Source organism: Agromyces sp. NPDC052230 (genome assembly GCF_040679595.1).
Lineage (GTDB): Bacteria > Actinomycetota > Actinomycetes > Actinomycetales > Microbacteriaceae > Agromyces.
Genome location: NZ_JBFAVC010000007.1, coordinates 175,250 through 200,321, shown reverse-complemented (window position 1 = coordinate 200,321; position 25,072 = coordinate 175,250). Strand labels below are relative to the sequence as shown.

Genomic DNA, 25,072 nt, shown 5'->3' with positions numbered 1-25,072 from the left:
GCACCATGGCACTCACACGTCTCGAGATGGCTGCACGCGCGGCGAAGGAACTGCCCGACGGCTCCTACGTGAACCTCGGCATCGGCCTGCCCACGCTCGTGCCGAACTACGTGCCCGAGGGCACGACGATCCTGCTGCAGTCGGAGAACGGCATCCTCGGCGTCGGGCCGTACCCGACGGAGGACGGCGTCGACCCCGACCTCATCAACGCCGGCAAGGAGACCGTCACGGTGCTCCCGGGCGCCGCGTACTTCGACTCGGCCACGAGCTTCGGCATGATCCGCGGCGGCAAGATCGACGCGGCCATCCTCGGCGCGATGCAGGTGTCGGCGACGGGCGACCTGGCGAACTGGATGATCCCGGGAAAGATGGTGAAGGGCCCGGGCGGTGCGATGGACCTCGTGCACGGCGCCAAGCGCCGCATCGTGCTCATGGAGCACGTCGCGAAGGACGGCTCGCCGAAGATCGTGAACGAGTGCTCACTGCCGCTCACCGGCAGGGGCGTCGTCGATCGCATCATCACCGATCTCGCGGTCATCGACATCACTCCCGAGGGCCTCCGGCTGGTCGAGCTCGCCCCCGGCGTCACGGTCGACGAGGTCGTCGCCGCCACCGAGCCGCCGCTCATCACCTCGGTGGTCGAGTAGGCCCCAGGGCCGTATCGAGACCCGTACGAAAGGCAACCCACATGGTCGACACCATCTTCCCCGGCATCATCACGAGCCGGGTGCAGACGCCGCGCCTCGACGCGAACGTCCTCGAACGCCCGGCGGATGCCCCGACGAAGACGGTCGTCTTCGTGCACGGCAACGTCTCGTCGTCGCTGTTCTGGCAGCCGATGATGCTCAGCCTGCCCGCCGACGTGCGCGCCCTCGCCGTCGACCTCCGCGGGTTCGGCGACAGCGAGACGCTCCCAGTCGACGCGACCCGTGGTGTGCGGGACTTCTCCGACGACGTGGCATCCGTCATCGACGCCCTGGACCTCGGCGCCGTGCACCTCGTCGGCTGGAGCCTCGGCGGCGGCGTCACGATGCAGTTGCTGCTCGACCGGCCCGAGCTCGTCGCAAGCCTCACGCTCGTCGCGCCGGTGTCGCCGTACGGCTTCGGCGGCACCGCGGCCGATGGCACGCTCCTGACGGCGGATGCCGCGGGCACCGGCGGCGGGGGAGCGAACCCCGATTTCGTTGCCAGGCTGGCCCGAGGCGACCGGAGTGACGAGCCGGGTTCACCCCGGGCGGTCTACCGCTCGACGTACGTGGCCCCGGGCAACGCGCCCGCTCATGAGGACATCTGGGTCGAGTCGATGCTCACCACGAAGACCGGCATCGACAACTACCCGGGCGACTCGACGCCGTCGGAGAACTGGCCGGGTTTCGCGCCGGGCGGTCGCGGCGTGCTGAACTCCCTCGCGCCCACCGTGTTCGACACGACCGGCATCGTCGACCTCCAGACGAAGCCCGCGATCCTCTGGATCCACGGAGCACAGGACGCCATCGTCGGCGATGCGTCGTTCTTCGACCTCAACCAGCTCGGCGCGGCCGGCATCATCCCCGGCTGGCCGGGCGCGGAGGTCGCTCCGGCGCAGCCGATGATCACCCAGACCCGCACCGTGCTCGAGCGGTACGCCGAGCAGGGCGGAGCGTTCACCGAGCTCGAACTTGCCGACTGCGGCCACTCGCCGCACCTCGAGCACCCCGAGGAGTTCCGGGCGGCACTCGTGGCCCAACTCGAGGACGGGAAGCGCGCGGTGGCCTGATCCGGACGGGATTCGGGCGGGGCGGGTGCACACTGTACGTCGTGCGGCTCGCCCCGCCAAGTCCCTCCCCGCCATGCGTCCCGGCGGCGAGGATGGTCCTTCCGAACACCGATGGAGGGCCGATCATGACCGACACGCGACAGCGCGACGACGACAGGCACGCGCCCCATCCCGAGGATTCCCGCAAGCCCGATACGCCGCCCGAGATCACGAAGCGGTCGTGGAAGTACATCTTCCGAAAGACCCTCCGCGAGTTCATCGACGACGAATGCCAGGACAGCGCCGCCGCGCTCACCTACTACGGCGTGCTCGCCATCTTCCCGGGCCTGTTGGCGCTCACCTCGCTGCTCGCGCTCATCGGGCAGCGCGGGAGCGCGATCGACGCGCTGCTCGGCGTGCTCGAAGGCGTGGCGCCGCCGCAGGTGCTGCAGGTACTCAGCGAGCCGTTGCAGCAGTTCGCCGACTCGCCGGCCGCGGGCCTCGGCTTCATCACGGGTCTCGTGATCGCGCTCTGGTCTGCCTCAGGCTACGTGGGTGCCTTCGGGCGCGCGATGAACCGGATCTACGAGATCGAGGAGGGCCGGCCCTTCTGGAAGCTCCGTCCGGTGCAGCTCGGGGTGACGGTGGCCGCGGTCCTGCTGCTCGCCATCGTCGCCGTGATCCTCGTGGTGTCGGGGCCGATCACCGACGCCATCGGCTCGGCCCTCGGTCTCGGGGAGTCGGTGCGCATGATCTGGGAGATCGCGAAGTGGCCGGTCCTCGCCTTCGTCGTGATCCTGATCGTCGCACTGCTCTACCACGCGACCCCGAACGCCAAGCAGCCGAAGTTCCGCTGGATCAGTCTGGGTGCGCTGCTCGCCATTGTCGTGCTGGCCATCGCCTCGGCCGGGTTCGCGCTCTACGTCGCGAACTTCTCCAACTACGACCGCACCTACGGTTCACTCGCCGGCGCCATCGTGTTCCTCCTGTGGTTGTGGATCGCCAACAACGCCCTCCTCTTCGGTGCCGAGTTCGACGCCGAGCTGGAACGGGGTCGAGAGCTCCAGGCCGGCATCGAGGCCGAGGAGCGCCTCCAGCTCCCGCCGCGCGACACCCGCAAGATGGACAAGGCGGAGAAGAAGGCGAAGGAGGACATCGAACTCGGTCGACGCATCCGGCTCGAGCACTCGGATGACTCGGGCGGCGAGCACGATCGCCGCGACGACGGCGACTCCGGTCGCCGAAGCGACGAGAAGGAAGCCCAGCGGCGCTGACTGGGGGCGGCGATACGAAATCGTGATGCGGCGCGGTACCTCGGGCTACCGCGCCGCTGCCATGCTGAATCGACGGTTCCCCACCGCGTGCCGACCCCGATGAGGAGCCCGATGACCACCACACGCCGCACCAGCCTCTTCGTCGCAGGAGCGATCGCGCTTGCGTTCTCCCTCACCGGTTGTCTTGGGGGCGTGCCGGCGGCGACCTCGACGCCCGACGCCACGCTTGCGCCCACGGCCGAGCCGACGCCGACCGCGGAGCCGGTGGACCCACTCACAACCGTGGTGGGCCTGGTCGCCCGACCGGAAGGGCTCGAGCTCCGCGCCGACGACGGAACCATCGTGACGACCCTCGACTACCTCTCTTCGCCCGCCGACGCTGTGACGACATTGACCGCGGTCTTCGGGGCCCCGCCGGTCGACGAACCGTACCCTGGCAACAATCACCGGCCGGCCGGCGTCTTCCACCGCTGGGACCTATTCGTGCTCGACGAGCGCTACTACGACGAGGCGCGCCGCCAAGCCGACGGATACGACTGGCTGGTCTGGCCGCGGTTCGCGGTGTACTTCGACGGTCCGGCGGTCGACGACGTCACGTTGTCGTCGTCCAGCGGGCTTCAGGCGGGCGACGCCTGGACCGACGCCGAGGCCGATCCGGGGTACGACTCGGGCGTGTGGACCTGCATCGGCACGTCCATCGAAGCCGTCGAGGTCGCTGTGCCGAGCGGATGGCTCGGGCCCGACCGAGCCAACGTGGTCGTCCTCCCGACCGACGACGGGTCGCAGGTGAAGTGGATCGGCGCACCCGAGCTGGAAGCCGACGGTTGCGCCTGAGCCGAGGCGTTCCCGCCCCGTTGGGCGCGGAGGCATCCGTTCGATTGAGGAAGCGTTCACCCGGCCGGACGTAGACTCGAACCGTGCCTGCAGTGAATCTCGGAATGCCCAAAGTCCCTGAGGTCCTGGCCCCGCGACGCAAGTCCCGCCAGATCAAGGTGGGCAAGGTGCTCGTCGGCGGCGATGCTCAGATCAGCGTGCAGTCGATGACCACGACGCCCACGCCGAACATCAACGCCACCCTGCAGCAGATCGCCGAGCTCACCGCCTCGGGCTGCGACATCGTGCGCGTCGCCGTGCCGAGTCGCGACGACGCCGAGGCGCTGCCGATCATCGCGAAGAAGAGCCAGATCCCGGTGATCGCCGACATCCACTTCCAGCCGAACTACGTGTTCGCGGCGATCGACGCCGGGTGTGCCGCCGTGCGCGTGAACCCGGGCAACATCCGCAAGTTCGACGACCAGGTCGCCGAGATCGCACGCCGTGCCAAGGCGGCCGATGTCTCGATCCGCATCGGCGTGAACGCGGGCTCCCTCGACCCGCGCCTCCTCCAGAAGTACGGCAAGGCGACCCCCGAAGCGCTCGTCGAGTCGGCCGTCTGGGAGGCGAGCCTCTTCGAGGAGCACGACTTCCACGACTTCAAGATCTCCGTGAAGCACAACGACCCGATCGTCATGGTGAAGGCCTACCGCCTGCTCGCCGAGCGAGGCGACTGGCCGCTGCACCTCGGCGTCACCGAGGCCGGCCCGGCTTTCCAGGGCACCATCAAGAGCGCGACGGCGTTCGGCATCCTGCTCAGCGAGGGCATCGGCGACACCATCCGCGTGTCGCTGTCGGCGCCACCGGTCGAGGAGGTCAAGGTCGGCCTGCAGATCCTGCAGTCGCTGAACCTGCGAGAGCGCAAGCTCGAGATCGTGTCGTGCCCGTCGTGCGGGCGCGCGCAGGTCGACGTCTACAAGCTCGCGAACGACGTCACAGACGGGCTCGAGGGCATGAGCGTTCCCCTCCGCGTCGCCGTCATGGGCTGCGTCGTGAACGGGCCCGGCGAGGCGCGCGAGGCCGACCTCGGCGTGGCATCCGGGAACGGCAAGGGCCAGATCTTCGTGAAGGGCGAGGTCATCAAGACCGTGCCCGAGTCCGAGATCGTCGCGACGCTCATCGCGGAGGCGAACCGCATCGCCGACGAGATGGGGGCGGATGCCCCGACCGGCACGCCACAGGTGCTCACACCGTAGGCAGGGCTGAGGTGACGCAGTTCCTCTCGATGCTGCCGCTTGCCGGCGGGAACGTGCCGCCGACGCTCCTCATCGCGCAAGAACTCGAGTCCCGCGGACACCGCGTCCGGATCCTCGGCCACGCCGGCCTCCTTCCCGAGGTCGAGCGTGCGGGCCTTGCCGGGCGCCTCGAGACGTTCGAGCGGGCCCGGCCCTGGAATCCGCGCGTCGCCGATCCAGGCGTGCGGAGCATGCTCGCGTGGCTGCCGCTCGCATCCGACCGGGGGATCGGCCGCGACCTCGAGGCGGCGATCGCGCGCGAGCGACCCGATGTCCTGCTCGTCGACTGCATGGTGCCCGGTGCACTCGACGCAACCCGACGAAGCGGCATCCCCTCGGCCATGCTCCTCCACACGATGCTCGGCTACTGGGAGGCGCAATGGTCGGCGCGATCACCCATGGGGATCTGGCTCCGGGCCACGGGCACGCTTCCGCTCTCGCGCGACCGGATGCCGCAGACGCTGGTGCTCGCGACCGACCCCGAGCTCGACCCGATCGGTGCGGGGCGCATCCCACGTGACCGCATCGCGCAGGTCGGACCGGTCATCCCCGAGACGCCTCCGGCCGATGTGGCGGACGGTGACCAGCACGTCCTCGTGAGCTTCAGCACGATCGCGTATCCCGGGCAGGTCGACGTGATCTCGCGGGTCATCCGGGCCCTCGCCGACCTCGGCGTGCGAGCCGTGGTCACGGCGGGGCCGGCCATCGACCCGGCGACGCTCCCGAGCGCGCCCGGCATCGAGGTGCGCACCTTCGGCGACCACGGAGAACTGCTGCGGTCGGCCCGCCTGCTCATCGGTCACGGCGGACACGGCACGACGATGCGTGCGCTCGCCGCGGGCGTCCCGGTGCTCATCGTGCCGATGACCCGGCACGCCGACCATCACCTCGTCGCCGCGGCGGTTGAGCGAGCGGGGCTGGGCGGGCAGGTCGGGAAGGACGCCGAATCGGTCGAGCTGCGCGCCGCGATCGTGCGCGTCCTCGAGAGCTCGGCCACGGCGGCGCATGCGCGGCGAACGGGGGAGCGGCTACGCGCCACGTCTGGAGTGCGGCTCACCGCCGACGTGCTCGAGCGGCTGCCGGCGGCCCCGAGGCCGTGATGCGCTGCGCCGCGTTCGACGGCGCGCTACTCGCCGGCGCCCGTGATGTCGACGTCGAGGTGCTCGGTGGCGTCGGGATCCCGGGGAAGCCCGTCCTTGCGGGGGCGGTGGGGATCGGTTGCCGCTCCGTTCTCGGTGCCGTCGTCGGGCGAGACGATGGGGTCGGGATTGCTCATTGAGGTCGCTCCTTCGTTCCACGTCACGGTCGCATCCCGCGCAGGCCTGCGCACGGGGCTTGACAGCTTCTCGTGCATGCGCCCGGCGCTGGTCGGCGCTCGCCACCCGCGAGTAGGGTGAGCCCCACGGATGTCCCGGGCATCCGTTCGCGAAAGGGGGCCGCGATGAGCGGAGACAGCACCGGGTACGAGTACCCCGACGAGGCCGGGTACCCCGACGGCATGGGAACCCTGCACGAGGGCACGAGCGACACCGAGGAGCGCATCCGCACGGCCGAGGGCGCAGGCGACGTGGGCGACGCCGACGCCGACGCCGACGAGCCTGAGCTCGAGCACTTCGCCATGGAGGACGAGGAAGACGACGACGAAGGCGTGTGAGCCGTCGGTCAGTCGGATGCGGCCCTGAAGCCGACCGACCCCGAGCGGATGTCGGCGTGCTCGAGCACGACCGTGACGCGGTCGCCGGCTCGGAGCCCGTGCACCGCCTCGCACGTCGCCGTGACGGCGGGCTCCGCCAGCTGAATGATCGCGTCGTCGCCGCGGAGCTCGAGCACCGTCGCGGTGAAACGCTCACCGACCCGGTCGGCCAGGACGGCGGCCTCCACCAGGGCGACGGATGCCGCCGCGAACCGGCTCGCCCGCTGCGACGACGCGCCCATCAGCGACGGGAGCTCGTGCAGCGAGTCCCGCGCCCAGCCGGGGACGGGACGCCCGGCGATCAGCGCCTCGCACACGACGAGTCCCCAGCGGTCGACGAGCCGGCGAAGGGGTGCGGTGACGTGCGCATACGGGCTTGCGAGCGCCGACTGGATGGGGTCGGCGGGCGCCTCGCCGTCCATCGCCACGTAGCCGGCGCCGCGGAACAGACCGCTCGCCGCCTGCATGATCGCGAGCGAGGCCGGGTCGTCGCGGTCGAGGGTGCGAAGGTACTCGCCGTAGGTGACGGTCTCGGACCAGGGGCGACCCAGTGCCTCCGTCTGCGTGCGGAATGCCGCGATCCGCTCGGCGGTCGGCTTCGGCATGGTGCGAAGCACCCCCACCTCGGCCTCGAGCATGAGGTCAGCGGCCGCCATGCCCGTCATCAGCGAGAGCTGCGCGTTCCACGACTCGACGGGCAGCAGGTGGCGACGCCGGAGCGCGTACTGCCCGTCGTCGGTGCGCACGATCTCCTCGTCGGGCACGTTCAGGCTCGCGCCGCCTCGGGCGCGTTCCTGCTCGATGCGGGCGAGTCCGATCTCGCGGAGCAGATCGAGCGGGTCGGCGGCATCCGCGTCGATGCGCTCCTGCGCCTCGGGATAGCTGAGCTGCTCGCGCGAGCGCACGACGGCTCGCTCCACGTGCGTACTCGTGACGGTGCCCGCGTCGTCGAGCTCGAACGACCAGACGTACGCGCTCCGGTCGACGCCCGGCAGGAGGGAGGCGCGGTCCTCGCTCAGCACGGGCGGATGCAGCGGCACCCGGCCGTCGGCGGCGTACAGCGTCTGTCCGCGCCTGCGGGCCTCGAGATCGACGGCGCCGCCGGGGCGCACGAAGCCCGGGACATCCGCGATCGCATAGTGCACGACGTAGCCGCCGGGCCGTCGCTCGAGGTGCAGCGCCTGGTCGAGGTCCATCGAGCCGGCGGGATCGATGGTCACGAACGGCAGATCGCGTCGGTCGACGTCGGGCGGGGGCGTTGCGGATGCCGCGGCCTCTGCCTCGGCGAGCACCTCTGGAGGGAACGACTCGGGCAGCTCGAGCTCGATCCGGAGCTCGGCGAGCGCCTCCACGAGCTCGCCCTGGACCGCGGAGCTGTCGATGCGGGACCGGGGCTCGGGCATGCGCCAAGCCTAGGCGGACGGCGCAACTAGAATCGTCGGGTGCCCACTCGCCTGACCAACTATTTCCTCCGCACGCTCCGCGAAGACCCCGCCGACGCCGAGGTGGCGAGCCACCGCCTGCTCGTGCGGGCCGGCTACATCCGGCGTCAGGCGCCGGGTGTCTTCGCCTGGCTGCCGATCGGCCTGCGGGTCAAGGCGAAGATCGAGCAGATCATCCGCGAGGAGATGACGGCGGCCGGCGCGCACGAGGTGCACTTCCCGGCGCTGCTGCCCCGCGAGCCGTACGAGGTCACGAACCGGTGGACGGAGTACGGCGAGGGACTCTTCCGCCTGCAGGACCGCAAGGGTGCCGACTACCTGCTCGCCCCGACGCACGAGGAGGTCTTCACGCTGCTCGTGAAGGACCTCTATTCGTCGTACAAGGACCTGCCGCTCTCGATCTACCAGATCCAGGACAAGTACCGCGACGAGGCGCGTCCGCGTGCCGGGCTCCTGCGCGGCCGTGAGTTCACCATGAAGGACGCGTACTCGTTCGACGCCAGTGACGAGGGCCTCGACGCGAGCTATCAGGCGCAGCGTGACGCGTACGAGCGCATCTTCTCGCGGCTGGGCCTCGACTACGTCATCGTGCAGGCCGATGCCGGAGCGATGGGCGGCTCGAAGAGCGAGGAGTTCCTGCACCCGAGTCCCGTCGGTGAGGACACCTTCGTACGCTCGGCGGGCGGATACGCCGCGAACGTCGAGGCGTACCGCACGGTCGCGCCCGAGCCGATCCCGTTCGACGGTTTCCCCGAGCCGGCCGTGCTCGACTCGCCGAACACACCCACCATCGCGACCCTCGTCGACCTGGCGAACGCCGAGTACCCGCGTCCCGACGGCCGGCCCTGGACGGCCGCCGACACCTTGAAGAACGTCGTGCTCGCGTTGACCCACCTCGACGGCACTCGCGAGCTGGTCGTCGTGGCCCTGCCCGGCGACCGCGACATCGAGCTGAAGCGCGCCGAGGTGGCCTTCGCCCCGGCCGAGGTCGAGGCGGCCACCGAGGCCGACTTCGCGAAGCATCCGGGGCTCGTGAAGGGCTACATCGGCCCGTGGTCGCCCGAGGGCGCGGTGCTCGGGGCGGAGTCCTCGACCGGCATCCGCTTCTTCGTCGACCCGCGCGTCGTCGACGGCACCGAGTGGATCACGGGCGCGAACCTCGACGAGAAGCACGTGTTCGGACTCGTCGCGGGGCGCGACTTCATTGCCGACGGCGTCATCGAGGCGGCCGACGTGCGACCCGGCGACCCGGCGCCCGACGGCTCGGGCCCCGTCGAGCTCGCCCGCGGAGTGGAGATCGGGCACGTCTTCCAGCTCGGTCGCAAGTACGCCGACGCGCTCGGCCTCAAGGTGCTCGACGAGAACGGCAAGCTCGTCACCGTCACCATGGGCTCGTACGGCATCGGCGTGACCCGCATCCTCGCGATCATCGCCGAGGGCCACCACGACGACAAGGGCCTCGTCTGGCCCGCCTCGGTCGCGCCGTTCGACGTGCACGTGCTCGCCACCGGGAAGGACGACCGCGTCTTCGAGGCGGCCGAGGAGGTCGTCGCCGATCTCGAGCGCGCCGGCTACGAGGTGCTGTACGACGACCGCCCGAAGGTGTCGCCCGGCGTGAAGTTCGGCGACGCCGAGCTCATCGGGGTGCCGAAGATCGTGATCGCCGGACGCGGCGTCGCCGACGGCGTCGTCGAGGTGTGGGACCGCGCCTCGGGTGAGCGCGTCACCGTGCCGATCGGCGAGGTCGTGGCGGAGCTCCGGCGGGAGGCATCCGCTGCGCCCGTCACCGATGCGGCGCTCTGACGCGGCGCCTGACGCGGTCGGTCAGAGCCGGGCGTACTTCGCGCGGGCGAAGCAGTACACGCCGTAGACCATGAGCCCGGCGCCGACCAGCCAGAGGATGATCTGCCCGAACGGGAGGTCGGCGAGGCTCTTCAGCGCCGCGTCGAGTCCGCCGGCCTTCTCGGCATCGGTGGTGAGCGCCGCCACGAGGAACAGCACGCCGACGACTCCGATCGCGATGCCCTTTGCCACGTAGCCGACCATGCCGAGCGTGCGCACGCCGTCGCCGACCTTCCCGGCGGGCAGCGAGAGGTGCTTCTCGAACGACTTCTTGATGCCGCGCACGATGAACGCGACGCCCACGCCGAGGACCACGAGCCCCACGATGACGAGCAGCACGACTCCGCCAGGCGTCGCGAGCAGCTGCGCACTCAAGGCCTCGGTCGACTGGGAGGAGTCCGACTGGCCGCCGAGCGCGTACGTGAGCGCCGTGGCCCCGATCGCGAAGTAGGCGATCGCCGTACCGACGTACTTGACACGGTAACCCCACTTCTTCTTCGTGTCGGGCTCGCGCTCCACGATCGCCTCGCCGATCTGCCACACGCCGAGCGCGAACAGTCCGAGCGCGATGACCCACAACACGAAGATGCCGAACGGCACCCGCGAGACCTGCTCCATCGCGCCGCCCTGGTCGGCGTCGCCGCCGCCTGCACCGACCGCGACCGAGATCGCGATGGCGCCGATGACGAGGTGCACGATTCCGAGCACCACGTAGCCCACGCGGGCCATGGTGCGGAAGGCGCGGGAGTTCTGGACTGAGTCTGCGACGGCTTTGCCGGATTCCGTGTTCATTCGGTCAGGTTATCGACGGGCGATTCCGGGTTGCTCCCCCTTGCGAACCGCATCGATTCTGTGCCTAGACGACGGGGACCACTGCGGGTTCATCGACTGGCCCCCCGGTGTTCACCTCGGCGGTGCTCGCACATCGCACGGTGCCGCGACGCTCGGGCTCGACCCGTTCGTCGACCCTGAGGACGCTGAAGTGACGATCTCCGACCAGACCCCCCTGCGACGGCTCCCGATGGCCGACCACGTGATCCACGACCGCGAGGGCATGGTCTATGGCGCCGTGCAGCACCCGGGCGAGGACGGCACGGTCGCGGCGCCGCGACCGAGCGTCGTGCAGGTCTGGCGCGGCTGACTCGTCGAGCACCGAGGGGTGACCGATGCCGCGGCGGCATCCGTCACTCCTCGATGGCGTTCACCCGTGCTGCAGCTGACCCCGGTGCCTCGCGGCCAGTCGTTCGATCGCGTCGGCCGCGGCGCCCGCGGGATCCGTGGCCCGCAGCCGCTCGCCGAGGGCCGTCGACCGGGCGCGGAGGGCATCGTCGTCGAGCATGGCTGCGACCGCCCGGGCGATCGTGGTGGGCGAGGCGGTGCGCTTCAACACGACGCCCGCACCCGCCTTGGCCACTGCCGCGCCGACCATCGGCTGATCGAGCAGCGGATGCATCGGCATGATCACGAGCGGCAGGCCGTGCGCGAGGGCGGTGAAGGTCGTCGAGTGCCCGCCGTGGCCGATCACGAGGGCTGCGTCCCGCATGATCTCGGCGTGCGCCACCCGGCCTCGGAGTTCGACGTTCGGCGGAAGCTCGAGCTCGCGGTCGGGTGCGAGCCCGCCCGTGGTGATCACGCCGCGCACGGGAAGTGACCCGAGCGCCGTTGCGATGTTCTGGTACGCGGCCGTCTGACCGGGAAGCCAGGTGGTGCTGAGGCTGACCAGCACGAGCGGCGGGGAGTCGGGGCTGGGCTGCGCCGCGACCCCGCGCTCCGTCGCACCGACCCACTCGGTGCCGGCGCGTGGACGTCCGCCCGCCGGGTCCAGCAGTCGATCGCTCGTGACCAGGCGTGCGGCGGCGGCGTCCCACGCTGACGTGATGCTCGTTCCACTCAGCCGCGCGAGCAGGCCGATCACGCCGCGACCGTAGTTCCCGCGCCAGTAGGCGTCGAAGGTGTGGAGGAGGGCGACCGTGCGATGACCGGCACGCGTGGCGGCCGACAGCGAGGACGCCATGAGGCCGTCGACCACGACGACGTCGGGGGAGAGACGTGCGAGCTCGCCTTCCACCTCGTCCGCGAGGTGTGCACTCGAGGCGAGTCGCACCGCGGCGCTGACGGCGTGTGGGACCGAGGTGGGGACGCCCCGGTTCCAGAAGCCGAGCTCATCGAGGGAGGTGAAGCCGAATCCGTCCGCCTCGAACCCGGCGCGCTGATGCGCCATGCCGAGCACCTCCACCCGATGGCCGCGGGCGGCGAGCGCCGCAGCGATTGCGCGGGTGGGCGGGATGTTCCCGCCGCCCTCGACGGTGACGAATGCGATGGTGGACATGGCCAGGCTCCTCTCGTCAGGTTCCGCCTGCGGGGTTCCGTGCGGATTCGCAGACCGATGCGACCAGGCGTCGCACCCGTTCGGCCGTCTGGTTCCGGCTCAGGCCGCGGTCGCGGCGGAGCAGCTTCCAGGCGTAGACATCGGTCGCCACCACGAGGACGTCCACGAGCTGTTCGCGCGCGGCGCGCGGTGTGGCCTCGAGCGACCGTGCGAAGACCGATTCGACCCAGACCCGATGCAGCCGCCTGCCGTTGGTCGTCACCTTTGCCGCGAATGGTTCCCAGCTCTCCTGGCCGAGCAGCAGCACGACACTGTCGCCGAGCTTCTCGTAGTGATCGATGAGCGACTCGAGCGAGCCGTCCACGTCGTCGGGGTCGGCGCGTCGCTCTGCGAGGACCTGAGCGCTGCCACGCTCGAGGGCGGCTTCGAAGAGGCCGTCGCGGCTGACGAACGCCCGGAGGATCGTCTGCACCGAGACGTCGGCGCGGTCGGCGATCGCGGGCAGGGTGCACGCGGCAAGGGGGCGCTCGGCCACGAGGTCGATCACCGCGTCGAGGATCCTTTCGCGGGTGAGCTCGACCTGCAGTGCGCGGGTGCGCATGGTGTAGTTCCGCGTCGTCGTTTTCATGTCAATCAACATTAACGCCGAAATTGAAGTTCATGTCAATACCCACTCTCACGAAATCGGCGCCGACGGATGTCAGGGCCCGCGGCATCCGCTAATCTGAAGTGTCCGCTCCGAGGGGAAGCGGCTGAGAGCTGAATAGAGGAGGCCGGAGATGGATATCGACCTCAGCGTGCTCCGAATGATGGAGCGCGAGAAGGAGATCCCGTTCGACGAACTGGTGCAGATCATCGAGCAGGCGATCCTGATGGCCTACCTGAAGCACACCAACCCCGCCCAGCACGGGCACACGAACCCCGACGGCGCTCGCGCCCACCTCGACCGCAAGACGGGTCACGTCTCGATCTTCGTGCCAGAGCTCGATGAAGAGGGCAACGTCATCGGTGAGGCCGAAGACAGCCCCAGCGACTTCGGGCGCATCGCCGCCTTCGCCGCCAAGCAGGTCATCAACCAGCGCCTTCGCGACCTGGCCGACGATGCCGTGCTCGGCGAGTTCCGCGGTCGCGAGGGCGACATCGTGGCTGGCATCATCCAGCAGGGGCCCAACCCGCGCATGGTGCACATCGATCTCGGCACCGTCGAGGCCATCCTCCCGCCCGAGGAGCAGGTGCCCGGCGAGGACTACCCCCACGGCCAGCGCATCCGCGTCTACGTGACGAGCGTCGCGAAGGGCATGAAGGGGCCGTCGATCACGGTCTCGCGCACGCACCCCGCGCTCGTGCGCAAGCTGTTCGCGCTCGAGGTGCCCGAGATCGCCTCGGGCGTCGTCGAGATCGTGTCGCTCGCCCGCGAGGCCGGTCACCGAACGAAGATCGCCGTGCGCGCGAACCAGCCGGGCGTCAACGCCAAGGGCGCCTGCATCGGCGAACTCGGGCAGCGTGTCCGCGCGGTGACCTCCGAGCTCGGCAACGAGAAGATCGACATCGTCGACTGGAACGACGACCTCGCGACCTTCGTCGCGAGCGCGTTGAGCCCCGCCAAGGTCACCAAGGCATTCGTCATCGACGAGTCGACGCGCGCGGTACGGGCCCTCGTTCCCGACTACCAGCTGTCGCTCGCGATCGGCAAGGAGGGGCAGAATGCGCGCCTCGCCGCCAAGCTGACGGGCGCGAAGATCGACATCCAACCCGACTCGATCCTCGAGTCGAGCTGAGCCCCGACGGGTGCGTCGGCGGGCGTACCGCCCGGAGGTGTAGGATGGAACCCGTCAGAACGTGCATCGGATGCCGTTCTCGTGCCCCGCGCTCCTCACTTCTGAGGGTCGTTCTCCGGAATTCCCAGATCGTCGCCGATGCTTCGGCTGTGCTTCCGGGCAGGGGTGCATGGATTCATCCGACGCTCGAGTGCTACCGGCTCGCCGTGCGGCGACGCGCCTTCGGACGCGCACTCCGCATCCGCGGCGAGGTGGACACCAGCAATGTAGAGAACAGGCTGAACGGCTAATGGACAACTCATGAGCGGCTCGAAATGAGACCCGTCCGTCATTGATGGTCCATCCCTGTTTCGGGGTGGGCCCGGAACAGGAGAGAAGTGGCTGCGAAACCACGCGTACACGAGATCGCATCCGAACTCGGTGTCGACAGCAAGATCGCCCTTGAGAAGCTCAAGGAGATGGGCGAGTACGTCAAGGGACCCTCGTCCAGTATCGAACCTCCGGTCGCGCGCCGGCTGAAGGCCGCGCTCGAGGCGGCCGGTGCCCCCGCGAAGGCGGCACCCGCGTCTGCGGCGCCCGCGAAGGCGGCGACGGCCGGTGCCAAGCCCGGCATGAAGCCCGGTCCTCGACCGGCGCCCAAGCCCGAGACTGAACCCGATCTCGAAGTACCTGCGGCCGAGGCGCCGCTGACCGTCGCCGAGCGCCAGGCGCAGGCCGAGGAGAAGGCTGCTCAGGCCGCGGCCGAGAAGGCTGCTCAGGCCGCTGCCGAGAAGGCCGCCACCGAGACGACGGCTCCGGCTGCACCGGCTGCCGAGCCTGCGACTCCCGCCGGTTCGAGCGACGTCGCCAAGTCGGCCACGCCCAAGCCGGCCGGTGCCATCCCGCGCCCCGCGCCACGGCCCGGCGCGCCGCGTCCCGGCAACAACCCCTTCTCGAGCTCGCAGGGCATGGGCTCGCGCCCCGCCCAGCCGCGTCCCGGGAACAACCCGTTCTCCAGCTCGCAGGGCATGGGGCAGCGTCCGAGCCCGGGCAATATCCCGCGGCCGCAGGCTCCTCGTCCCGGCGCGCCTCGCCCCGGCGCCCCTCGTCCGGGCGGCCCCGGCGGTCGTCCTGGCGGTGGCTTCCAGCGCCCCGGGGGTGCAGGTGCCGGCACGGGCGCCCGTCCCGGCGGTCCCGGTGGCTTCCAGCGTCCCGGCGGCGCACCCGGCGGCGGCTTCGGCGGCCCGCGACCCGCGGGTGGCGGCGGTCGTGGCCGCGGCCCCGGCGGCGGCACCGCGGGTGCGTTCGGTCGTGGCGGCGGCAAGAGCAAGGCCCGCAAGTCGAAGCGCACGAAGCGGCAGGAATTCGAGATGCGGGAGGCTCCGTCGCTCGGCGGCGTGAGCGTTCCCCGCGGCGACGGCAACACCGTCATCCGGCTGCGCCGAGGCGCCTCCATCTCCGACTTCGCCGACAAGATCGACGCCAACCCCGGCTCGCTCGTCACGGTGCTCTTCCACCTCGGTGAGATGGCGACCGCGACCGAGTCGCTCGACGAGGCCACCTTCGAGGTGCTCGGCGTCGAGCTCGGCTACAAGATCCAGGTCGTCTCGCCCGAAGACGAGGATCGCGAGCTCCTCGAGGGCTTCGACATCGACCTCGACCAGGAGCTCGAGGACGAGACCGACGAGGACCTCGAGCAGCGTCCTCCGGTCGTCACCGTCATGGGCCACGTCGACCACGGTAAGACCCGACTCCTCGACGCGATCCGCAACGCGAACGTCGTCGCGGGCGAGGCCGGTGGCATCACGCAGCACATCGGTGCGTACCAGGTGCACACCGAGCATGAGGGCATCGAGCGTGCGATCACCTTCATCGACACCCCGGGTCACGAGGCGTTCACCGCCATGCGTGCTCGTGGTGCACAGGTGACCGACATCGCGATCCTCGTGGTCGCGGCCGACGACGGCATCATGCCGCAGACGATCGAGGCGCTGAACCACGCCCAGTCGGCGAACGTGCCGGTCGTGGTCGCCGTGAACAAGATCGACAAGCCAGACGCGAACCCCGCCAAGGTGCGTCAGCAGCTCACCGAGTTCGGTCTCGTGGCCGAGGAGTACGGCGGCGACGTCATGTTCGTCGACGTTTCGGCGCGCGAGAACATCGGCATCCAGGAGCTGCTCGATGCAGTGCTCCTCACCGCCGACGCCGGACTCGACCTGCGGGCGAACCCCGACAAGGACGCGCGAGGTGTCGCCATCGAGGCGAAGCTCGACAAGGGACGCGGCGCCGTGGCGACCGTGCTCATCCAGTCGGGCACACTCCGGGTCGGCGACGCGATCGTCGCGGGCACGGCCTACGGACGCGTGCGTGCCATGGCCGACGAGAACGGCGACCCCGTGCTCGCCGCGACGCCGTCGCGTCCCGTGCAGGTGCAGGGTCTCTCGAGCGTTCCGCGAGCCGGTGACACCTTCCTCGTGACCGAGGAGGACCGCACCGCCCGCCAGATCGCCGAGAAGCGCGAGGCCGCCGAGCGCAACGCCCAGCTGGCGAAGGCCCGCAAGCGCATCTCGCTCGAGGACTTCACGCGTGCCCTCGAGGAGGGCAAGGTCGAGGCGCTCAACCTCATCATCAAGGGCGACGTGTCGGGTGCCGTCGAGGCGCTCGAGGAGTCGCTCATGAAGATCGAGGTCGACGACTCGGTGCAGCTGCGCATCCTCCACCGCGGTGTGGGTGCCGTCACCGAGAGCGACATCGACCTGGCGACGATCGACAACGCGATCGTCATCGGGTTCAACGTGCGGCCCGACGTCAAGGCGCGCGAGCGCGCCGCCCGCGAGGGTGTCGACGTGCGCTTCTACAACGTCATCTACAACGCGATCGACGACATCGAGAACTCGCTCAAGGGCATGCTCAAGCCCGAGTTCGAAGAGGTGCAGTCGGGTGTCGCCGAGATCCGCGAGGTGTTCCGCTCCTCGAAGTTCGGCAACATCGCCGGTGTCATCGTGCGGTCGGGAACGATCACGCGAAACGCCAAGGCCCGCGTCATCCGCGACGGCGTCGTGGTCGGCGACAACCTCGCCATCGAGTCGTTGCGCCGGTTCAAGGACGACGTCACCGAGGTCCGCACGGACTTCGAGGCGGGTATCGGCCTCGGCAAGTTCAACGACATCCAGGTCGGCGACGAGATCGAGACGATCGAAATGCGCGAGAAGCCGCGCGTCTGATCGTGGTGGCGGGGCCTCCGGTTCTTCTTCAGAGTGAAGAGCGGGGGCCCCTACACCCCGATTCACTCTGAAGAAGAACCGGAGGCCCCTCCGAGCGGATGCCGCCTCACGCGCATTTCGATCGTTGGGAGAGAGGGGTAGAGGAATGGCTGATCCGGCACGGGCCAGGAAGATGGCCGACCGCATCAAGGAGATCGTCGCGAAACGCCTCGACAAGGGGCTGCGCGACCCGCGGCTCGGCTTCGTGACGATCACCGACGTTCGCGTCACGGGAGACCTCCAGCACGCGAGCATCTTCTACACGGTGTACGGCTCCGACGAGGAGCGCCGCGACTCTGCGCTCGCCCTCAAGTCGGCCACTGGGATGCTCCGCACGGAGGTCGGCCGTAACATCACGGCGAGGCTCACACCTTCGCTCGAGTTCATCCCCGACGCGATCCCCGAGAACGCCGAGCACATCGAGGCGCTCCTCCGCGAAGCGCGCACGCGCGACGCCGAGACCTCGGTGATCGCCGCCACGGCCGCGTATGCGGGCGAACCCGACCCCTACGTCAAGCCGCGCGACCTCGACGACGACGACGAGGTCGACTTCGACGACGAGGAGCTCGGCACCCGCTGAGCCGCAGGCTCCCGATGCCGCGGCGACCCGTTCGCGGAGCCGAGGACTTCCGTCCATCCGGCGACGCCTTCAGCGGCCTGCCGCGTGCCGAGCAGCTCGGACTCCACGGCCGCTGCCCGGGCGTGCAGTGCCTCGATGAAGGCGAGCACGATGGGCTGGCGCAGCGCCTCTGGCCGGCAGACGAGCCAATACGGCAGGCGCTCGTCGATGTCGTTGGGGAACAGTCGCACCAGATCGTCATGCGGGTCGGCGAGGAACGCGGGCAGCAGACCGAAGCCGGCGCCCGCGCGTGTCGCGTCGACGTGCACGTACACGTTCGTGCTCGATACCGAGTCCAGCATGCCCCGAGTGGAGCGGCGCGCCTCGTCGAGCGCATCGACCTGCAGCATCGACTCGATGAAGTACACGAGCGGCGCACCGTCGAGCTCGGCCGGCGACGACGGCGTGCCGTGCCGTTCGAGGAACGCGCGGCTCGCATAGAGTCCGAGGGCGTACTCCGCGAGCCGGATGGCCTCGGCTCGCTGCACGTGGGGACGCCCCACGACGACCTCGAGGTCCACCCCGACCCGCTGCTGGGTCGCACGCCGGGTCGCGGCCACGATCTCCAGCGTCACGTCGGGGTGGGCGCGCTGCATCGCCACGATGGCGGGGGAGGCGATGAAGCCGCTGAATCCGTCGGTCGCCGACAGGCGCACCACCCCCGACAGCTTCGGGCCTTCGGGGGCGAGTGCCTCGAGGGCGCGCTCGACCTCCTCGGCGGCCGCGATCGCGTGCTCGCCGAGCGGGGTCAGCACCCAGCCCGAAGCCCCGCGGGCGAGCACGCGTCCGCCGAGGGCGTCCTCGAGCGCGCCGATGCGGCGTGCGATCGTCGTGTGGTTGAGGCCGAGCTCGGCGGCGGCGGCCGTATAGCGCCCGGCGCGCGCGACGGCGAGCAGCACGAGCAGATCGTCGGGGCTCGGTCGGCGCCCCGGAAGCGGCGTCACGGACATCACTGCATACTCCCATAGACGGGGGACCGGGCCGCGGGCAGCGACGGCGGCCGCTCAGGCGTCGGGCAGCGTGAGTGAGCCGTCGTCGCCGACCACCGCCAGACCGTCGGCCACGAGGCCGGCGATGGCCCGCTCGAGCTGTGCGGCATCCGACCACAGCCCCTCGAGTTCGCCGCGCACAACCGGACGGTGCGCCGCGCGAAGTTCACGCATCACGAGGCCGCGCACCTGCCGATCCGAGCCCTCGAAGCGCGACTGCGCGGCCTTCCGGGACCCGTCGTCGGCCGGATACCCCGCTTCCCGCCACGCGCACGAGCCGGCGATGGGACACACCTCGCAGCGCGGGGAACGCGCCGTGCACACCGTTGCACCGAGCTCCATGGCGGCGGCGTTGAACACCCGCGCCGGGGCATCCGCTTCGGGCAGGAGCGCCGCCATCTCGGCGAGGTCGCGCGCCGTCGACGGCGGCCCGGGCTGTGCCTGCCCGAGCACGGCGCGCGCGAGGACCCGCCGGGTGTTGGTGTCGACGACCGGATGTCGCGACCCGAACGCGAACGCGGCCACCGCCCGCGCGGTGTACGGGCCGACACCGGGCAACGCGAGGAGGTCATCGAGCCCCTCGGGCACCCGGCCGCCGTGGCGTTCCACGATCTCGATGGCGGCCCGATGCAGCCACAGCGCACGCCGCGGGTAGCCGAGCCGGTCCCACGCCCGCACGGCCTCGGCCGGGGGCTCGGCGGCGAGCGCGGCGGGCGTGGGCCACCGGGCGATCCATGCTTCCCAGCGCGGCACGACGCGCGCCACCTGCGTCTGCTGCAGCATGAACTCGCTCACGAGCACCGCCCACGGCGATGCCTCGGCGGCGCGCCACGGGAGCGGCCGGGCGGCATCCGCGAACCACGCGTTCAGCGCGGCGGGGAGGTCGGCGGCAACGGAACGCGGCATCCCCTCAGCCTATGTCGACTCACTCTGTCGACCCGGATGCGGCGCAGCTAGGCTCGTCGCCATGGAGCTCGTCACGACCCCGCGCGTCACCTTCCTCAGGGGGCTCGCCGACGAGATCCTGCAGCACTACGGGCACGGGCGAATGATCGTCGCGATCGACGGTCCGCTCCAGAGCGGCAAGACGCGGTTCGCCGACGACCTCGCCGCGGTGCTCCGCGAGCCGGGGCACCGGGTGTTCCGGGCCAGCATGGAGGGCTTCCACCGGTCGCGTGAGGCGCAAGGCGACTTCGGCACCGACACGCCCGCCCGCTACTACCACTACGGCTTCGACGAGTCGGCCCTGCGCCGCGTGCTCACCGAGCCGTTCCGGATGGGCGGGTCGACGGCGTTCGTGACGAGCGTGTTCGACCCGGCACGCGACGCCTGGGTGGAACCGAAATGGCTCACGGGACCCGCCGACGCGCTGCTCGTCATCGACGGGCGATTCGTGCTGCGGCCTCGGCTCACCGATCTGTGGGACTTCCGCATCGCCCTCGACGGCGAGCCCGAGGACCCAGCCGACCGGCTCGCCTACGCCGACAGCGACCCGCGGCTGGTGGCCCAGGCGGTCGTCGACGACCGCGATCCCGAGCACCCGAAGCGGCGCTTCTTCGACAGCTGCTGACGAGGCGACGGCGCCGTCGTCACACGGGTACGGCGGCGACCACGCGCGCAGCCGGCAGGTGCCCGCTCGCCTCCACGTCGTGCACGAGGGCCGTCAGCGCCGCGTTCACGGGCGCCGCAAGGCCGGCGGCGGCCGCCTCGCGCACGACGGCGCCGTTGAGGTAGTCGACCTCGGTCGGCTGGCCGCGGCGCAGGCTCTGCTGGGTCGATCCGAGGTTCGGCACGTTGCCCATCCGCACGCGCATGAGCCACGGCAGGAACTGCCCGAGCCCGAGCGGGAGGCGGGCGAAGAGCCGCAGCCGCCGGTCGCCGAGGCCCTGCAGCGATCCGAAGCGGATGCCCCGTGCGATGCCGATTCGCACGGCCTCGCGCATCGACGCGGCGACGACGCGGCGGAGCCGGCGGTCGTCGACGACGTCCTGCACGCTGCGGCCGACGATCGCCGGAACGGCGTTCAGCATGTTCACGATGAGCTTCGTCCACTGCGCGCCACGGAACCCGGCGATCGCGACGACGGGAACGGCCTCGGAGAGGAGGGCGGCGGTACGCCGGCTCTCCTCGTCGGGTTGGCCGTCGCCACGGCCGAGATAGCTGGTGGCGGGCGTCGTCACCCGCACGACCCCGGGCTCGGTGTAGTTCGCGGCGATGATCGACAGGAGTCCCATGCACGACGAGTGGGGGAGCAGCCGCTCCGCGGTGGCGACGCCTTCGAGGCCGTTCTGCACCACGACGACGGGCGCCCCGTCGACCACGGCGGCGTTCGCTTCGAGCGCGGCCGCGGCATCCTGCGCCTTGGTGCACACGAGCAGGAGGTCGGGCCGCACGGTGAGCACCTCCGCCGCGGCGACCCGCGCATGGGCGTCGCCATAGCCGCCCGAGAGCCGGATGCCGTCGGCCCGGATCGCCTCGAGCCCCGCGCCGCGGGCGGTGACCTCCACCTCGTGTCCGGCGCGGGTGAGCAGCGCCGCGAACGTGCCGCCGAGCGCGCCGGCGCCGATGATCCCGATTCTCACCATCCCAGCGTAGGGTCTGCGTGGCACCGGGCCGGGCCCCCCGGACTGTTAGCCTGTACGGCGTGAACAGCGGCATCCTCCTCGTCGACAAGCCGCAGGGGATCACGAGCCACGACGTCGTGGCACGCACGCGCCGCCTCGCCGGAACCCGCAAGGTCGGCCACGCCGGCACCCTCGATCCCATGGCCACCGGCCTGCTCCTCCTCGGCGTCAACCACGCGACGAGGCTCCTCCACCACCTCGTCGGCCTCGACAAGACGTACGTCGCGACCATCCGCCTCGGCTGGGGCACGACGACCGACGACGCCGAGGGCGAACCCCTGCCCGCGGCATCCGCCGACCGGCTCGAGGCGGCGACCGACGAGGCCATCGCGACCGGGATGCGCACGTTGACGGGCGTGATCGAGCAGGTGCCGAGTGCCGTGAGCGCGGTCAAGGTTGCCGGAAAGCGCGCCTACCAGCGCGTGCGCGACGGCGAGACGGTCGAGCTCGCCGCCCGCACGGTGACGGTCTCAGCGTTCGAGACGCTCGCGCGGCGTTCCGGCGACGGATTCATCGATGTCGATGTGCGCGTCGAGTGCTCGTCGGGCACGTACGTGCGAGCCCTCGCGCGCGACCTCGGCGAGCACCTCGGCACCGGCGGTCATCTCACCGCGCTGCGTCGCACCAGGATCGGCGCCTTCGACATCGACGAGGCCGCCCAGCTCGACGGCATGGACGTCGCGGCCACGCTCATGAGCCCGGCGGATGCCGCGAGCCGGGCACTGCCCGCCGTGCACCTCACCGCCCAGCAGGCCGTCGACCTCGGCCACGGCAAGCGCGTCGAGGCATCCGGAGCCCCCGCCGTCGCACCCGGCGAGGCCATCGCCGCGATCGGACCCGACGAACGGCTCGTCGCCATCGTCGAGCGGCGCGGCGACACGCTGAAGGTGGTCACGGGATTCCCCGCCGAGGAGGCCCGAGCATGATCGAGTGGTTCACGTGGGTGCAGCTGGCCGTCGCCGTGGCGGCCGGCCTTCTCTGCCTCGTGCTCGGCTTCGCCGGACGCGCCCCGAACGACATCGCGAACGGCGCGCTCGTGCTCGTCGAGGTGCTGCTCGTCGTGCAGCTCGTCGTCGCCATCGCCGCGCCCGCGTTCGGGAACGAGGCCACCGGCAGCCTCCTCGAGTTCTACACGTACCTCGTCGGCGCGCTGCTGCTGCCGCCGGCCGCGATCTTCTGGGGCCTCCTCGAGCGCAGTCGCTGGTCGACCGTGGTGCTCGGGGTCGCCGCGCTCGCCGTCGGGGTCATGGTGTACCGCATGCTGCAGATCTGGACCGTGCAGCAGGCCTAGCCACGTCTGAGAGAATCGAACGACATGACTGTGCAGAATGCCCGGCCCGCGACCGATCGCAAGCCCCGGATGAGCGGCATCGGGCGCGTGCTCGTGGCCGTCTACGGGGTGCTCGCGCTCGCGGCGCTCGGCCGTTCCTTCGTGCAGATCGTCGCGAAGTTCGATGAGGCACCGCTCGCGTATTCACTGTCGGCGCTCGCCGCGGTCGTGTACGTGGTCGCGACCATCGCCCTTGTGCGCTCCGGTCGCGGTTGGTACCGGGTGGCATGGGCGACCATCGCCTTCGAGTTCACGGGCGTCATCGTCGTCGGAATCCTGAGCGTCGTGTTCCCGGCCCTGTTCCCGCACGACACGGTGTGGTCCTGGTTCGGGCGGGGGTACCTGTTCATCCCGCTCGTGCTGCCCGTGCTCGGCATGTGGTGGCTCGCGAAGCATCGTCCGTCGGCGCAGGCCGGGCAGACCCCGGCGAGCGGGGCGGATGCCGCGTGAGAACGTTCAAGGGACTCGGCGCCGTTCCCCCGGGCTTCGGGCCCAGCGTCGTGACGATCGGCAAGTTCGACGGGGTGCACATGGGACACCGTGCGGTGATCGACCGCGTGCACGACATCGCCGCCGCCGAGGACCTGCGATCGGTGGTGGTGACCTTCGACCGCAACCCGCTCGAGCTCCTCGCCCCCGAGAAGTGCCCCGAGTCGCTCGTGAGCGTGCGGCAGAAGCTGGAGCTCCTCGGCTCGACGGGCGTGGACGCGACGCTGCTGCTGCCGTTCGACCGAGCGCTCGCCTCGGTGCCGGCGACGGAGTTCGTCGAACGCGTGCTCGTGGATGCCCTGCACGCGAAGGCCGTGCTGGTGGGCAGCGACTTCCGGTACGGCGCACGCGGGGCCGGCGACGTTCACCTCCTCGAGGAGCTGGGGGCGACGTTCGGCTTCCGGGTCGAGGTCGTCGACGACGTGCGTCCCGAGTCAGGGCGGCGGGTCTCGTCGACGTGGATCCGCGAGCTCCTCGCCGAGGGCGACGTACGGCACGCGACCGAGCTCCTCGGGCACGCGCCGACGGTCACCGGGCTCGTGGTGCATGGCGCGAAGCGCGGGCGTGAGCTCGGATTCCCGACCGCGAACCTGAGCCCCGAGTCCGAGGGCCTGATCCCCGCCGACGGCGTGTACGCCGGGTGGCTCACCGACGCGGGCACCCGGTATCCGGCGGCGATCTCAGTGGGCGACAACCCGACGTTCGAGGGTGTGGCGAAGAAGCAGGTCGAGGCGTATGTCCTCGATCGCGAACTCGATCTCTACGACCACGTCGTCGACGTCGAGTTCGTCGAGCGGTTGCGCGGCATGGTGGCCTTCACGAACATCCCCGACCTCGTCGAGACCATGCGCGGCGACGTCGACCGGGCGCGCACCCTGCTCGTCGACTGAGTCGACGCGTCAGCCGTCGCCGACCTCGCCTTCGCGAGCGCGCCGCGGCGCCTCGCTGCCGATGCCCGCGAGGAAGCGGATGAGCTCATGCGCCGTGCCGACGAGCGTCGGCCCGTGCCCGATCGTCCAGCCGGCGTCGGTCGCGTGCAGGCTGTGTCCAGCGATGACGGCCTTGATCGGCGTGGGTGCCGCGGCGGCGCGCCGAAGCGCGACTGCGCCGGTGGCGATCGGCGGCAGGGCGGGGCGCACGCCGAGGGCATCGCCGACGAGGATCGCGGCGACGACGGCGTCGTCGAGTTCGACGAGGGGCGTGGGCTGCCGGCGTTCGGAGAGGAGCACCGCTCGGGTCTCGAGCGCGGCCGCGGCATCCGTCGCCCCGCTGGGAGCAGGAGCGGCCGCACTCGAGCCGAGCTGCATGCCGAGCACGCGCTGTGCCGAGTCGAGCGCGCGGCGCGAGGGCGGCCGGCCGAAGCCCGCGATCAGGCGCGTCACCGTGGTCGCCGCCGTGCCGCCGTCATCGGTCGGCGCGTTCCACCCGATGTCGCCGCCCGCGCGCAGCGCCCCCGCGATCTCGCGGAGGACCGCCGCCGTCGGGGCCCGGCGATCGCTCGTCACGCCGCGCTCGTCGGCGCGCGGCCCCTGGCTGAGCGGAAGGTAGCGGGCGAAGTCGGCCACGCCACCAGCCTAG

The 25,072-nt window shown here is 70.8% G+C and carries 27 protein-coding genes; 18 read left to right on the top strand and 9 right to left on the bottom strand.

Going from position 1 to position 25,072, the window contains the following annotated elements:
* The first annotated feature begins 5 nt into the window (after window positions 1–5).
* From AB0K73_RS16285 to AB0K73_RS16260, 6 genes are all read left to right on the top strand, one after another.
* Window positions 6–647 carry a CoA transferase subunit B gene (locus AB0K73_RS16285; protein WP_360514940.1) on the top strand — a complete coding sequence of 214 codons (642 nt, stop codon included), beginning with the start codon at window positions 6–8 and terminating at the stop codon, window positions 645–647.
* A 41-nt stretch (window positions 648–688) separates the two neighbouring features.
* Window positions 689–1,756 carry an alpha/beta hydrolase gene (locus AB0K73_RS16280; protein WP_360514943.1) on the top strand — a complete coding sequence of 356 codons (1,068 nt, stop codon included), beginning with the start codon at window positions 689–691 and terminating at the stop codon, window positions 1,754–1,756.
* 125 nt (window positions 1,757–1,881) lie between these two features.
* A complete protein-coding gene (locus tag AB0K73_RS16275; protein ID WP_360514946.1) occupies window positions 1,882–3,009 on the top strand; it encodes a YihY/virulence factor BrkB family protein in 1,128 nt (375 codons plus the stop codon).
* Window positions 3,010–3,120: 111 nt separating this feature from the next.
* On the top strand, window positions 3,121–3,843 hold the full coding sequence (locus AB0K73_RS16270) for a hypothetical protein (RefSeq protein ID WP_360514949.1): 723 nt from the start codon (window positions 3,121–3,123) through the stop codon (window positions 3,841–3,843).
* A gap of 104 nt (window positions 3,844–3,947) precedes the next feature.
* Window positions 3,948–5,078: a flavodoxin-dependent (E)-4-hydroxy-3-methylbut-2-enyl-diphosphate synthase gene (gene ispG, locus AB0K73_RS16265; protein WP_360515500.1), complete on the top strand. Its 1,131-nt coding sequence runs from the start codon at window positions 3,948–3,950 to the stop codon at window positions 5,076–5,078.
* 11 nt (window positions 5,079–5,089) lie between these two features.
* A complete protein-coding gene (locus tag AB0K73_RS16260; RefSeq protein ID WP_360514952.1) occupies window positions 5,090–6,217 on the top strand; it encodes a nucleotide disphospho-sugar-binding domain-containing protein in 1,128 nt (375 codons plus the stop codon).
* Window positions 6,218–6,243: 26 nt separating this feature from the next.
* On the opposite strand, the gene AB0K73_RS16255 is transcribed toward AB0K73_RS16260, so the two are convergent.
* Complete coding sequence (locus AB0K73_RS16255) at window positions 6,244–6,393, bottom strand: hypothetical protein (protein WP_360514955.1); 150 nt, start codon at window positions 6,391–6,393, stop codon at window positions 6,244–6,246.
* Window positions 6,394–6,558: 165 nt separating this feature from the next.
* On the opposite strand from AB0K73_RS16255, the gene AB0K73_RS16250 reads away from it, so the two are divergent.
* Complete coding sequence (locus tag AB0K73_RS16250) at window positions 6,559–6,771, top strand: hypothetical protein (protein ID WP_360514958.1); 213 nt, start codon at window positions 6,559–6,561, stop codon at window positions 6,769–6,771.
* 8 nt (window positions 6,772–6,779) lie between these two features.
* On the opposite strand, the gene AB0K73_RS16245 is transcribed toward AB0K73_RS16250, so the two are convergent.
* A complete protein-coding gene (locus tag AB0K73_RS16245; protein ID WP_360514961.1) occupies window positions 6,780–8,213 on the bottom strand; it encodes an RNB domain-containing ribonuclease in 1,434 nt (477 codons plus the stop codon).
* Between the two features lie 39 nt (window positions 8,214–8,252).
* Between AB0K73_RS16245 and AB0K73_RS16240 the strand changes: the two genes are divergently transcribed.
* Window positions 8,253–10,055 (top strand): proline--tRNA ligase, encoded by a 1,803-nt coding sequence (locus AB0K73_RS16240; RefSeq protein ID WP_360514964.1) that lies wholly within the window; start codon window positions 8,253–8,255, stop codon window positions 10,053–10,055.
* Between the two features lie 21 nt (window positions 10,056–10,076).
* On the opposite strand, the gene AB0K73_RS16235 is transcribed toward AB0K73_RS16240, so the two are convergent.
* Window positions 10,077–10,886, bottom strand: a complete 810-nt coding sequence (locus AB0K73_RS16235; RefSeq protein WP_360514967.1) for a DUF1206 domain-containing protein — start codon at window positions 10,884–10,886, stop codon at window positions 10,077–10,079.
* Between the two features lie 190 nt (window positions 10,887–11,076).
* Between AB0K73_RS16235 and AB0K73_RS16230 the strand changes: the two genes are divergently transcribed.
* A complete protein-coding gene (locus AB0K73_RS16230; protein ID WP_360514970.1) occupies window positions 11,077–11,235 on the top strand; it encodes a hypothetical protein in 159 nt (52 codons plus the stop codon).
* Between the two features lie 60 nt (window positions 11,236–11,295).
* On the opposite strand, the gene AB0K73_RS16225 is transcribed toward AB0K73_RS16230, so the two are convergent.
* Window positions 11,296–12,423 (bottom strand): nucleotide disphospho-sugar-binding domain-containing protein, encoded by a 1,128-nt coding sequence (locus AB0K73_RS16225; RefSeq protein ID WP_360514973.1) that lies wholly within the window; start codon window positions 12,421–12,423, stop codon window positions 11,296–11,298.
* A 16-nt stretch (window positions 12,424–12,439) separates the two neighbouring features.
* Entirely contained in the window at window positions 12,440–13,051 is a 612-nt protein-coding gene (locus AB0K73_RS16220) for a TetR/AcrR family transcriptional regulator (protein ID WP_360514976.1), read from the bottom strand.
* 151 nt (window positions 13,052–13,202) lie between these two features.
* Between AB0K73_RS16220 and nusA the strand changes: the two genes are divergently transcribed.
* The 4 genes from nusA to rbfA all read left to right on the top strand — a co-directional run bounded on the left by nusA (window position 13,203) and on the right by rbfA (window position 18,023).
* Window positions 13,203–14,201, top strand: coding sequence for a transcription termination factor NusA (gene nusA / locus AB0K73_RS16215; protein WP_360514979.1), 999 nt, complete (start codon window positions 13,203–13,205; stop codon window positions 14,199–14,201).
* 44 nt (window positions 14,202–14,245) lie between these two features.
* Window positions 14,246–14,491 (top strand): YlxR family protein, encoded by a 246-nt coding sequence (locus AB0K73_RS16210; RefSeq protein ID WP_360514983.1) that lies wholly within the window; start codon window positions 14,246–14,248, stop codon window positions 14,489–14,491.
* A gap of 87 nt (window positions 14,492–14,578) precedes the next feature.
* On the top strand, window positions 14,579–17,404 hold the full coding sequence (gene infB / locus AB0K73_RS16205) for a translation initiation factor IF-2 (protein WP_360514986.1): 2,826 nt from the start codon (window positions 14,579–14,581) through the stop codon (window positions 17,402–17,404).
* 145 nt (window positions 17,405–17,549) lie between these two features.
* The gene (rbfA, locus tag AB0K73_RS16200) at window positions 17,550–18,023 is read left to right on the top strand and encodes a 30S ribosome-binding factor RbfA (RefSeq protein WP_360514989.1); all 474 of its coding nucleotides are present in this window, start codon (window positions 17,550–17,552) and stop codon (window positions 18,021–18,023) included.
* Here rbfA and AB0K73_RS16195 read toward each other — a convergent pair.
* On the bottom strand, window positions 17,951–19,012 hold the full coding sequence (locus tag AB0K73_RS16195; protein ID WP_360514992.1) for a LysR family transcriptional regulator: 1,062 nt from the start codon (window positions 19,010–19,012) through the stop codon (window positions 17,951–17,953). The genes rbfA and AB0K73_RS16195 overlap by 73 nt on opposite strands.
* A gap of 54 nt (window positions 19,013–19,066) precedes the next feature.
* Window positions 19,067–19,957, bottom strand: coding sequence for an A/G-specific adenine glycosylase (locus AB0K73_RS16190; protein WP_360514995.1), 891 nt, complete (start codon window positions 19,955–19,957; stop codon window positions 19,067–19,069).
* A 61-nt stretch (window positions 19,958–20,018) separates the two neighbouring features.
* Here AB0K73_RS16190 and AB0K73_RS16185 point away from each other — a divergent pair, with 61 nt between their 5' ends.
* On the top strand, window positions 20,019–20,621 hold the full coding sequence (locus AB0K73_RS16185; protein WP_360514998.1) for a hypothetical protein: 603 nt from the start codon (window positions 20,019–20,021) through the stop codon (window positions 20,619–20,621).
* Between the two features lie 19 nt (window positions 20,622–20,640).
* Here the strand turns inward: AB0K73_RS16185 and AB0K73_RS16180 are convergent, their stop codons facing one another.
* The gene (locus AB0K73_RS16180) at window positions 20,641–21,633 is read right to left on the bottom strand and encodes a 2-dehydropantoate 2-reductase (RefSeq protein ID WP_360515001.1); all 993 of its coding nucleotides are present in this window, start codon (window positions 21,631–21,633) and stop codon (window positions 20,641–20,643) included.
* A gap of 53 nt (window positions 21,634–21,686) precedes the next feature.
* Here AB0K73_RS16180 and truB point away from each other — a divergent pair, with 53 nt between their 5' ends.
* The 4 genes from truB to AB0K73_RS16160 are packed head-to-tail and all read left to right on the top strand — an operon-like array spanning window position 21,687 to window position 24,384.
* Complete coding sequence (gene truB / locus AB0K73_RS16175) at window positions 21,687–22,601, top strand: tRNA pseudouridine(55) synthase TruB (protein ID WP_360515503.1); 915 nt, start codon at window positions 21,687–21,689, stop codon at window positions 22,599–22,601.
* A complete protein-coding gene (locus tag AB0K73_RS16170) occupies window positions 22,598–22,966 on the top strand; it encodes a hypothetical protein (RefSeq protein ID WP_360515004.1) in 369 nt (122 codons plus the stop codon). The genes truB and AB0K73_RS16170 overlap by 4 nt, the downstream gene beginning before the upstream one ends.
* A 24-nt stretch (window positions 22,967–22,990) precedes the next feature.
* Window positions 22,991–23,455: a hypothetical protein gene (locus tag AB0K73_RS16165; RefSeq protein WP_360515007.1), complete on the top strand. Its 465-nt coding sequence runs from the start codon at window positions 22,991–22,993 to the stop codon at window positions 23,453–23,455.
* Complete coding sequence (locus tag AB0K73_RS16160; RefSeq protein ID WP_360515010.1) at window positions 23,452–24,384, top strand: bifunctional riboflavin kinase/FAD synthetase; 933 nt, start codon at window positions 23,452–23,454, stop codon at window positions 24,382–24,384. The genes AB0K73_RS16165 and AB0K73_RS16160 overlap by 4 nt, the downstream gene beginning before the upstream one ends.
* A gap of 9 nt (window positions 24,385–24,393) precedes the next feature.
* Here AB0K73_RS16160 and AB0K73_RS16155 read toward each other — a convergent pair whose 3' ends face one another.
* The gene (locus tag AB0K73_RS16155) at window positions 24,394–25,059 is read right to left on the bottom strand and encodes a hypothetical protein (protein ID WP_360515013.1); all 666 of its coding nucleotides are present in this window, start codon (window positions 25,057–25,059) and stop codon (window positions 24,394–24,396) included.
* Between the last annotated feature and the right edge of the window lie 13 nt (window positions 25,060–25,072).

Excerpts from the sequence above, each read along its gene's own strand:
- AB0K73_RS16285 (WP_360514940.1), top strand. The coding sequence starts at position 6 with ATGGCACTCACACGTCTCGAGATGGCTGCACGCGCGGCGAAGGAACTG.
- AB0K73_RS16280 (WP_360514943.1), top strand. The coding sequence starts at position 689 with ATGGTCGACACCATCTTCCCCGGCATCATCACGAGCCGGGTGCAGACG.
- AB0K73_RS16275 (WP_360514946.1), top strand. The coding sequence starts at position 1,882 with ATGACCGACACGCGACAGCGCGACGACGACAGGCACGCGCCCCATCCC.
- AB0K73_RS16270 (WP_360514949.1), top strand. The coding sequence starts at position 3,121 with ATGACCACCACACGCCGCACCAGCCTCTTCGTCGCAGGAGCGATCGCG.
- ispG (WP_360515500.1), top strand. The coding sequence starts at position 3,948 with ATGCCCAAAGTCCCTGAGGTCCTGGCCCCGCGACGCAAGTCCCGCCAG.
- AB0K73_RS16255 (WP_360514955.1), bottom strand. The coding sequence starts at position 6,393 with ATGAGCAATCCCGACCCCATCGTCTCGCCCGACGACGGCACCGAGAAC.
- AB0K73_RS16250 (WP_360514958.1), top strand. The coding sequence starts at position 6,559 with ATGAGCGGAGACAGCACCGGGTACGAGTACCCCGACGAGGCCGGGTAC.
- AB0K73_RS16245 (WP_360514961.1), bottom strand. The coding sequence starts at position 8,213 with ATGCCCGAGCCCCGGTCCCGCATCGACAGCTCCGCGGTCCAGGGCGAG.
- AB0K73_RS16235 (WP_360514967.1), bottom strand. The coding sequence starts at position 10,886 with ATGAACACGGAATCCGGCAAAGCCGTCGCAGACTCAGTCCAGAACTCC.
- AB0K73_RS16225 (WP_360514973.1), bottom strand. The coding sequence starts at position 12,423 with ATGTCCACCATCGCATTCGTCACCGTCGAGGGCGGCGGGAACATCCCG.
- AB0K73_RS16220 (WP_360514976.1), bottom strand. The coding sequence starts at position 13,051 with ATGAAAACGACGACGCGGAACTACACCATGCGCACCCGCGCACTGCAG.
- nusA (WP_360514979.1), top strand. The coding sequence starts at position 13,203 with ATGGATATCGACCTCAGCGTGCTCCGAATGATGGAGCGCGAGAAGGAG.
- AB0K73_RS16210 (WP_360514983.1), top strand. The coding sequence starts at position 14,246 with ATGGAACCCGTCAGAACGTGCATCGGATGCCGTTCTCGTGCCCCGCGC.
- rbfA (WP_360514989.1), top strand. The coding sequence starts at position 17,550 with ATGGCTGATCCGGCACGGGCCAGGAAGATGGCCGACCGCATCAAGGAG.
- AB0K73_RS16195 (WP_360514992.1), bottom strand. The coding sequence starts at position 19,012 with ATGTCCGTGACGCCGCTTCCGGGGCGCCGACCGAGCCCCGACGATCTG.
- AB0K73_RS16190 (WP_360514995.1), bottom strand. The coding sequence starts at position 19,957 with ATGCCGCGTTCCGTTGCCGCCGACCTCCCCGCCGCGCTGAACGCGTGG.
- AB0K73_RS16185 (WP_360514998.1), top strand. The coding sequence starts at position 20,019 with ATGGAGCTCGTCACGACCCCGCGCGTCACCTTCCTCAGGGGGCTCGCC.
- AB0K73_RS16170 (WP_360515004.1), top strand. The coding sequence starts at position 22,598 with ATGATCGAGTGGTTCACGTGGGTGCAGCTGGCCGTCGCCGTGGCGGCC.
- AB0K73_RS16165 (WP_360515007.1), top strand. The coding sequence starts at position 22,991 with ATGACTGTGCAGAATGCCCGGCCCGCGACCGATCGCAAGCCCCGGATG.